Origin of the sequence: Streptomyces sp. NPDC005574, assembly GCF_040605435.1 — a bacterium.
Classification (GTDB): Bacteria; Actinomycetota; Actinomycetes; order Streptomycetales; family Streptomycetaceae; genus Streptomyces.
In genome coordinates, this window is record NZ_JBEXCW010000033.1 from 78,348 (window position 1) to 86,546 (window position 8,199).

7 protein-coding genes and 1 pseudogene are annotated in these 8,199 nt (G+C 71.3%); 3 read left to right on the forward strand and 5 right to left on the reverse strand.

All coding sequences use genetic code 11. The annotated features are described in order from the left end of the window. Nucleotides 1-17 precede the first annotated feature (17 nt). Nucleotides 18-2,807 carry a penicillin acylase family protein gene (locus tag ABZT03_RS22145; protein ID WP_356041804.1) on the reverse strand — a complete coding sequence of 930 codons (2,790 nt, stop codon included), beginning with the start codon at nt 2,805-2,807 and terminating at the stop codon, nt 18-20. A 222-nt stretch (nt 2,808-3,029) separates the two neighbouring features. Between ABZT03_RS22145 and ABZT03_RS22150 the strand changes: the two genes are divergently transcribed. Beyond that, nucleotides 3,030-3,632, forward strand: coding sequence for a hypothetical protein (locus ABZT03_RS22150; protein WP_356041806.1), 603 nt, complete (start codon nt 3,030-3,032; stop codon nt 3,630-3,632). Nucleotides 3,633-4,050: 418 nt separating this feature from the next. On the opposite strand, the pseudogene soxR reads toward ABZT03_RS22150, so the two are convergent. After that, nucleotides 4,051-4,503: pseudogene (gene soxR / locus ABZT03_RS22155) on the reverse strand (redox-sensitive transcriptional activator SoxR); the annotation flags it as partial. Nucleotides 4,504-4,631: 128 nt separating this feature from the next. Here soxR and ABZT03_RS22160 point away from each other — a divergent pair. Beyond that, nucleotides 4,632-5,093, forward strand: coding sequence for a MaoC family dehydratase (locus tag ABZT03_RS22160; RefSeq protein ID WP_356041808.1), 462 nt, complete (start codon nt 4,632-4,634; stop codon nt 5,091-5,093). Nucleotides 5,094-5,133: 40 nt separating this feature from the next. On the opposite strand, the gene ABZT03_RS22165 is transcribed toward ABZT03_RS22160, so the two are convergent. The 3 genes from ABZT03_RS22165 to ABZT03_RS22175 all read right to left on the reverse strand — a co-directional run bounded on the left by ABZT03_RS22165 (nt 5,134) and on the right by ABZT03_RS22175 (nt 7,321). Further along, nucleotides 5,134-5,757: a TetR/AcrR family transcriptional regulator gene (locus ABZT03_RS22165; protein ID WP_356041810.1), complete on the reverse strand. Its 624-nt coding sequence runs from the start codon at nt 5,755-5,757 to the stop codon at nt 5,134-5,136. 86 nt (nt 5,758-5,843) lie between these two features. Further along, on the reverse strand, nt 5,844-6,089 hold the full coding sequence (locus ABZT03_RS22170) for a YiaA/YiaB family inner membrane protein (protein ID WP_356041812.1): 246 nt from the start codon (nt 6,087-6,089) through the stop codon (nt 5,844-5,846). A gap of 80 nt (nt 6,090-6,169) precedes the next feature. Then, entirely contained in the window at nt 6,170-7,321 is a 1,152-nt protein-coding gene (locus ABZT03_RS22175; RefSeq protein ID WP_356041814.1) for an acyl-CoA dehydrogenase family protein, read from the reverse strand. Nucleotides 7,322-7,421: 100 nt separating this feature from the next. Here ABZT03_RS22175 and ABZT03_RS22180 point away from each other — a divergent pair, with 100 nt between their 5' ends. After that, a complete protein-coding gene (locus ABZT03_RS22180) occupies nt 7,422-8,063 on the forward strand; it encodes a TetR/AcrR family transcriptional regulator (RefSeq protein ID WP_356041816.1) in 642 nt (213 codons plus the stop codon). Nucleotides 8,064-8,199 lie beyond the last annotated feature (136 nt).

An 8,199-nucleotide genomic window follows, 5' to 3' on the forward strand; every position in this document is an offset into this window, starting at 1 on the left:
CGGTCACCTCCCGCCCGTCACCGGTGCGAGGTGAACTCCACGACCTGCTGGAAGGTGGGCCGGTTCTGCCAGCTGATGTTGCCGTGCTTGATGCCGCCGAGCGTCCGCTGGACGATCGAGTCGGCACACCACTGGTCGCCCGCCGAGCACAGGGCGTCGCCGGGGTAGACCTGGGCGGCGGTCTTGCCCGCGGCCTCCTTCAGGGAGCTGATGAGCAGGTCACGGCAGGCGGTGAGACTGCCGCCGCCGCAGTACTTCTGGGCCAGCGGCCCCTGGACCGTCTCGCCGAGCACGGACCGGATGTCCTTGTCGACATAGCTCCACCAGCCGTACTGGAAGGAGCTTCCGGCGTGCGCGCCGGTCGGGCCGTGGGCCGCCGACGGTGTCTCGTCGACGGGCAGGTTGGTGCCGAAGGCGGTGTACAGGTCGCTGCCGAGGCCCGGTTCGAACTCGGCCTTCACCAGTAGCGGCCACCACGCGTCCAGCAGCCGTACGGCGTCGGCGTCGGCGTAGGTCTTGGAACCGGCCGACGTCTCCGTGCGCTTGGCGCCCGCCGACACCCACGCCGACAGTTTGGCGACGGCCGCCGCCGCGGTGGAGTCCGTCACCGTGGAGCTGTTGACCACCTTGAGGAGGTTCGGCAGCACGTCCTCGGCCCGCAGGTCGGCCAGGGCCGCGTCCGCCATGGCCTTGGCCAGTGAGGCCCTGGTGACCCCGCCGGCGGCGGCCAGCTTCTTGACCCGGTCCTCCAGCAGGTCGCCGCGGTGCACGGACCCGTCGCCCCAGGAGGCGGTCGTGTAGTCCTTGGCCTGCTTGTTGTTCCAGGAGATGTAGTAGTCCTGGTCGACGGAGTTGGGGTGGGCGGACGCCGGTGTGTAGTCGGCGGTGTTGGTCGCCGGGTCCCAGTTCCGCCACTCGTAGGCCGCCTGCGCCCACACCGGGAACTCGGCGTCGACACCGCTCGCCCGCACCGGGTTGTCGCCGCTGTTGTAGTACGCGGTGTGTGTGGAGTCGGCGTAGAACCAGTTGAAGGTGTAGTTGATGTGCTGCACCGCCGACTGGAAGGTCTGCGGGCTCTTCACGTAGTCCGGGTCGTTGAGCATCTGGAAGCCGATGATCGAGTCGGCCTCGTGCAGATAGGAGGAGCGCAGAGTGGTGTAGGCGACCTTCTTGCCGCCGACGGTCGCGCGGTACTCGACCGGACCGTACTTCGTGCGCCACACCTTCATGGTGTACGAGCCGGCCGCGGTGCCGTCGGCCGTGGTGGGCTTCCAGGCGTTCTTCTGCTGGACCTGCTCCATGGCCGTGCAGGTGCCGTGGTACAGGTAGTGGTTGTCGTCCTGGCACAGCTCGACGGCGTACGAGTCGATGATGTCCTGGCCGGATGTCGTGGCGCTCCACGCGTAGTCCTGGCCGCGGCCGAGTTCGACGTACATGCTCAGCCCCGCGAAGGAGGCGCCTCGGGCGCTCAGGCCCGGGCCCTGGATCTCCTGGAGCATGAGCAGCTGCGGCGCGAAGTAGCCGGTCTGCGGGCCGAAGACGGCGATGGGGTGCCCGCTCGCCGTGGCCTTCCCGCTGACCACCAGGGCGTTGGACATCCCGCGCCGGGCCGAGGTGACGGCGGTGGTGGCCGCCGCGCTGGACGTGCCGGTCGCGCTCGCGCCGGCAGCGCTGCCCGTCCGGTCGTAGACCAGTGGCTCCTGGGTGACGGACCCCGCGTCGGGCAGCGCCTCGCCCTGCGGGGAGTCGGGCTTGGTGGCGTACGGGAAGCTCTCGCCGTTGTGGACGGTGAGGGCGGCCTCGGGGTCGTTGCGCTCGCGGAAGGACTCCCAGACCCGGGTGCCCTCGCTCACGCCGTACTTGGCCTGGGCGGCGAGCAGGGACAGCGCGTTGTTGACCTCGCCGCCGCCGCCGGACCCGAAGAGCGAGCCGATGACGGAGGCCAGCGCGACCAGGTCGGTGGTCTTGAAGTGGTCGATCGTGCCGGCGTTGGTGATGGAGTCCTTGTGCCCGGTCAGCACGTACTCGCCGGGGAAGTACCGGCCGCTGTCGGAGGCGTCGATGTAGGAGTTGATGCCGGCCACGTAGGCGTTGACGTCGGCGAGGGCCTGCTGGCCGCGGGTGCCGGCCGCGGCGACCGCGCTGTCGATCTGCGCCTGGAGGTCGGCCTCGGTGTAGGGCGCGTTGCGCCAGAACTCCTGCTCCAGCCCCTGGTTGGAGGGGGCGCCGCCCGCGAAGGAGGTCACCTGGCCGCGCCCGACGTGACGGAACACGTCCATGAGCCACAGCCGGTCCTCAGCCGCGGCATACCCGGCACCGAACTCCGTGCCGTATCTGGTGGTACCGGTGATGTGCGGCACGCCCGTCTTCTTGTCGCGGACGATCGTGACGTCACCGCGGCCGCCCGGCTTCTCGGAGGAGGCGACCTGATCGGACGGGACCCCGAAGGAGGCGTCGTTGAAGAAGGTGTTGATCTTCGCGTCGGTGAGCGTGGAGTAGCCCTTGGCCAGGTTGGCGTAGGGGCCGAGCTGGTCGTCGGCGTGGGCGGGCTGGGTGCCGAAGGCCTGGTTGAGCAGGACCTGCGCGAGGGTGGCGTTGCCGTTCTCGCCGGGCGGCAGGATGTCGGAGCACTGTCCGCCGCAGTAGTCGTTGGCGGCTGTCGTCTCGGCCGCGGCCGCCGCCTGGGAAAGCGGAGACAAAAGACCGGCAATCAGGACGCATATGGCTGCGGACTTCAGGAACCCGGGGAGTCCGTGGGGAGTTCTCAGTCTGTCGAGAAGGGTGCTGCCTGGGGTACGCCGTGGCATGGGTGCTCCTACCGACGGGGGGTGGGGCTGGACGTTACCGCCGGTATCCCCGCGAGTGAAGATGAACATGCGTCACTTTTTGGAGTCGGTACGAAGGCTTATGGAGGGCATCGGAAAACGGATGGAGCCAAATCGCTTGTCGATACGTCTATTCGGCGAAGTCCGTACGACGACACCGAAGTGACCGAAGTACAGGTGCAGGTGTGACGGAGGTGCAGGGCGATGGCCGGTTTCCGGAGTCTGGCGAGACAGGTGCGAGATCCGCGCAGCGATCTGGCGCTGCGGCGCTACTCACTGCGCAAGTGCCTTGAACGGTTCGCGCCTTACGGGCACAGGGCGACCTGGGACCATTTGTGCTCCCGGGCGGGGTTCGGCCCCGAGGACCGCTCCGCCGATCCAGCGCGGCTCGTGGCCGCACTGGACGAGCTGGAGGAAGCGCGGTCGGTGTGGCTGGGCTACGAGGTCGAGTTCGCCGAGCGGCGCAAGAAGGAGAAGCACGACGGGCTGCGCCGGCCGGGCAGTGTGGACGACTGGCACCGGCTGACCTGGGGCGGGTTCGGGGTCGCGTGGTGCGACGACCCGCGGGTCCACCCGCGTGAACCGCTCGGGGAGGTGCTGCGCCGCCTGACCTCCGCCCTGGAGCGGGACCCGGGCGCGGAGTGCCCGGTGTGCGGCGGTGAGCGGCTCGTCTGGAAGTACGAACTGGACCATGAACCATCGACCGGTCCGGTCTGCACGGCCTGCGGAATTCTCGTACCGCGGCCCGTGCTCACGCCCGAGGCCCTGGCGGACGCCAGGCGCGGGAGGCTGTTGGTGTCGGCCTAGCGCGACGGGGGTGCGCCGGGGATGCCGCACCCCTGTTCCTCCCGGACGCCGTGGAACGCGTCGCCCGTTCCGCCGACCCGACCCGACCCGGCCCGCCCGCCGGATCCGCGGGTCAGCAGTCGCGCGGGGCGTACTCGTCGGGTGCGCGTCCCTGGGGTGCACCGTCGCCGAGTGGGCGGCCGCCGGGTGCGCGGCCGTGGGGTGAGCGGCCGTGGGGTGCGCGGCCGTGGGGTGAGCGGCCGTGGGGTGCGCGGCCGTCGGGTGCGCGGCCGTCGGACGCCCGACCCTCGGACGCCCGGCCGCCAAGTGCGCGGCCCGCGGGTGCGCGACCGTCGGGTGCGCGGCCGTCGGGGTCCCGGCCGTTGGGCGCGGCGCCTTCGGGTTCCCCGTCGGAGCCGCCGCGGGGGCGGGGGCCGCGTCGTTCGACCAGCAGCCGGGAGCCGGTGAGCCGGTCACCGAAGATGTCGTCCGGGTTGGACAGGACACAGGTGTCCATGGACAGGCAGCCGCAGCCGATGCAGTCGGTGAGGTGGTCGCGCAGGCGGTTCAACTGCGTGATCCGCTCGTCCAGTTCGGACCGCCAGGCCGCCGAGAGGCGGGCCCAGTCCTCGCGGGTCGGGGTGCGCTCCTCGGGCAGTTCGGCGAGCGCCTCGCGGATCGTGGCCAGCGGGATGCCCACGCGCTGCGCGGCCCGTACGAAGGCGACCCGGCGCAGCGCGTCGCGGGAGTAGCGGCGCTGGTTGCCGGTGGTGCGGCGGCTGCTGATCAGCCCCTTGGCCTCGTAGAAGTGCAGGGCGGAGACCGCGGCGCCGCTGCGGGCGCTGAGTTGGCCGACCGTCAGCTCGTGGATCTTCTCGGGAATCTGGGGCACCCCTCGAACCCTACCGACCGCGCCACACCCCCGATCCGTTGACAGGGGCCTCCCGCCCGACCATGCTAAGCAGTCGCTTAGACATTTGGTGTCGCGCCGACGCGACATGCGACCGGAAGGCCAGGGACATGGCAGAGCCGAGGATCTTCACGTCCGCCGACGAGCTGAAGGCGGCGGTGGGCGAGCAGTTGGGGCACACCGACTGGCTGGAGGTCGACCAGAAGCGGATCGACCTGTTCGCGGAGGCGACCGGCGACCACCAGTGGATCCACGTGGACCCGGAGAAGGCGGCCGCCGGCCCCTTCGGGACGACCATCGCGCACGGCTACCTGACCCTGTCGCTGCTGCCCCTCTTCGGGCCGCAGCTGATCAAGGTCGAGGGCGTGAGGATGGGCGTCAACTACGGCACCAACAAGGTCCGTTTCCCCTCCCCCGTGCCGGTCGGCTCCCGGCTGCGCGCCACCGCCGCCATCACCGGCGTGGACGACGTGCCCGGCGGCATCCAGGTGACCGTCGCCTTCAGCGTGGAGCGCGAGGGCGGCGACAAGCCGGTGTGCGTGGCGGAGTCGGTGTCCCGCTACTACCTCTAGTGCGGTGCCCGGTGGCGCGCACCCCCGTGCCGCCCGTGGGCTACTTCGCCCCCACCATCCGCAGGACGAGGTCGGCGTAGAGGTCGCCGATCTCGTCCGGTGTCCAGGAGCCGTCGACGTTGAACCAGCGGGCCACGTCGATGCACAGGGACAGCACGGCGAGGGTGGTCCCGCGGACGTCGGGCACGTCGAACTCGCCCGTCGCCACGCCGTCCTCGATGATGCCGCGCACCTGGGCGTCGACCTGGCGGCGCAGTGCGAGGATCTCCGCGCGGGCGTCGGGGCCGAGGGAGTCGAGTTCGTACTGCACGACCCGCGCGGTGGTGCGCCCGCCGGCGTGCCAGCGGACGAAGGAGCTCACGGCGTCCGCGAGCCGCTCGGTGGCGCCGCCCTCGCCCTCGGCCGCGGTCCGCAGGATCTCCAGCGCCTTCTCGTGGCCGATCCTGCTGATGCGGTGGAGCAGCTCTTCCTTGGTCTTGTAGTGGATGTAGAGCGCGGCGGGGCTCATGCCGGCGCGGCCCGCGATGTCGCGGGTCGTCGTGGCGTGGTAGCCCCGCTCGGCGAACGCCTCCACCGCGGCGACCAGCAGCCGCCGGGCCGCGTCGGGCGTGACCTCGCCCCACGGCTGCGGCTCTCCGCCGACCGTCTGCTCCGCCGTACTCATCGCTCGTTCGCCCCTCTCACCGGCACGGGGTACACCATACCGCCGAAGCTGAGCGAGCGCTTAGTGGTGGTTCCCCAACGGCCCGGTCAGAGCTTCTCGAAGGGGCTGTACGTGCGCGCGGCCGCGTCCTGCCGGTCACGGATGACCTTGGCCAGGGTGAAGGCCGAGGTGACCAGGTACAGGACGGCGATCGCGAGGAAGGCCCGGACCCAGGCGTCCGCGTGCAGCTTGAAGATGCCGATGGCGGTCGCGCCCATGGCGACGGCGAAGGAGGCGACCGCCTGGCCGTAGAAGGCGGCGGTGTTCTGCGGCTTGCCCGATGTCTCACTCATGGGGCAAGGATCGGCCGGAGCCTGCACGCGCCGCATCCGCCCGGATACTCAGACCCCGCGGCGGCGGCGCGCTGAGGTACTCAGAACGCCGAGACGCCCGTGAGCGCCCGGCCGATGACCAGCTTCTGGATCTGGCTGGTGCCCTCGTAGAGAGTCATGACGCGGGCGTCGCGCAGCAGCTTGCCCGCCGGGTACTCGTCGATGTAGCCGTAGCCGCCGAACACCTGGAGGGCGTTGTTGGCGGCGCGGACGGCGGCCTCGGAGGCGAAGAGCTTGGCCTTGGAGGACTCGGTGGCGAACGGCAGGCCGCGGTCGATCAGGTCGGCCACCCGCCAGGTCAGCAGCCGGGCCGCGTCGACGTCCACGGCGATGTCGCTGATCAGTTCCTGGACGAGCTGGTGCTGGGCGATGGGTTTGCCGAACTGCTCACGTTCGCCCGCGTACCGCACGGCCGCGTCCAGCGCCGCCTGGGCGATGCCCACGCAGCCCGCCGCCACCGACATCCGGCCCTTGGCCAGGGCCGACATGGCGACCGAGAAGCCCTTGCCCTCGGGCGCGAGCATGGCGGTGGCGGGGACCCGCACGCCGTCGAGGACGAGTTCGGCGGTGGCCTGGCCGCGCAGGCCGAGCTTGCCGTGGATGGTGCGGCGGGTCAGGCCGGGGGTGTCGGTGGGCACCAGGAAGGCGGAGACGCCCTTGTGGCCCGGGGCGTCGGTGGATCGGGCGAAGAGCAGCACCACGTCGGCCCAGGTGCCGTTGGTGATGAAGGTCTTGGTGCCGCTGATGACGTACGTGTCGCCGTCGCGGACCGCGCGGGTGGCGAGGTTGCCGGCGTCCGATCCGGTGCCCGGCTCGGTGAGGCCGAAGCAGCCGACGTACGCGCCGGAGGTGAGGCCGGGCAGCCAGCGCCGCTTCTGCTCCTCGGTGCCCCACGCGGCGACGGTCTTGGCGACCAGGCCGAGCGAGACCGACACGATCCCGCGCACCGAGGAGTCGCCGCGCCCGAGTTCCTCGGTGACCAGGCAGTACGCGAGGTGGTCGCCGCCGCTGCCGCCGTACTCCTCGGGGACGGTGAGCCCGAGGAAGCCGACCTCGCCGAGCTTCTTCACGATCGACCGGTCCACCTCCTCGGCGCGGTCCCAGGCGACGACATGGGGGGCGATCTCGCGCCGCACGAAGTCCCGGGCGAGCTGCCGTACGGCCGTCTGCTCCTCGCTGAGCTCCAGGTTCACGCCGAGTCACCCCACCCAATCCGAAAGGAGTCCGCACCTTGAAAGCCGTACCTTTAAATTAGCACTGCTAGTTTCCGTGCGCAGCCCTACTATGTGCGCCATGGCCCGACCGCGCAAGCCCCTGCTCAGCACCGACCGGATCGTGGCGACCGCGCGTGAGCTGGTGGACGCGGAGGGTCTGGCGGCCGTCTCCACCCGCCGGCTCGCGGCGGAACTCGGGGTGAGCGGGCCCTCGCTGTACAACCACTTCCGGACCAAGGACGAGATCCTGGAGGCGGTCGCCGACTCGGTGAGCGCCCAGGTCGACCTGTCGGTCTTCGAGGACGACCGGGACTGGCGGACCGCGCTGCACGACTGGGCCGTCTCCTACCGCGCCGCCCTGCGCGACCACCCGAACATCGTCCCGGTCCTCGCGCGCGGCCCCGGCCGCCGGCCCGCCGCGCTGCGGCTCGCGGACGCCGTCTACGGCGCGATGGTCGCCGCCGGCTGGCCGCCCGCGCAGGCCACGTCGATCGGCGCGCTGATGCGGTACTTCATCATGGGCTCGGCGCTCGGCTCCTTCGCCGGCGGCTTCGTGGACGACGCCACCGCCTACGACCCCGCCGACTATCCCCACCTCGGGCAGGCCCATCTCCTCGCCGACCAGCAGGAGAAGATCGACGAGCGGGCCTTCGAGACAGGGCTCACCGCACTGCTCGACGGGCTGGCGCGCCAGTACGAGCAGGCCGGGCGCGCCGGATAGGGCGGGCGCACCGAACAGGGCGGGCGCACCGAACAGGGCCGGCGCACCGAACAGGGCCGGCGCACCGAACAGGGCCGGCGCACCGAACAGGGCCGGCGCACCGAACAGGGCCGGCGCACCGAACAGGGCCGGCGCC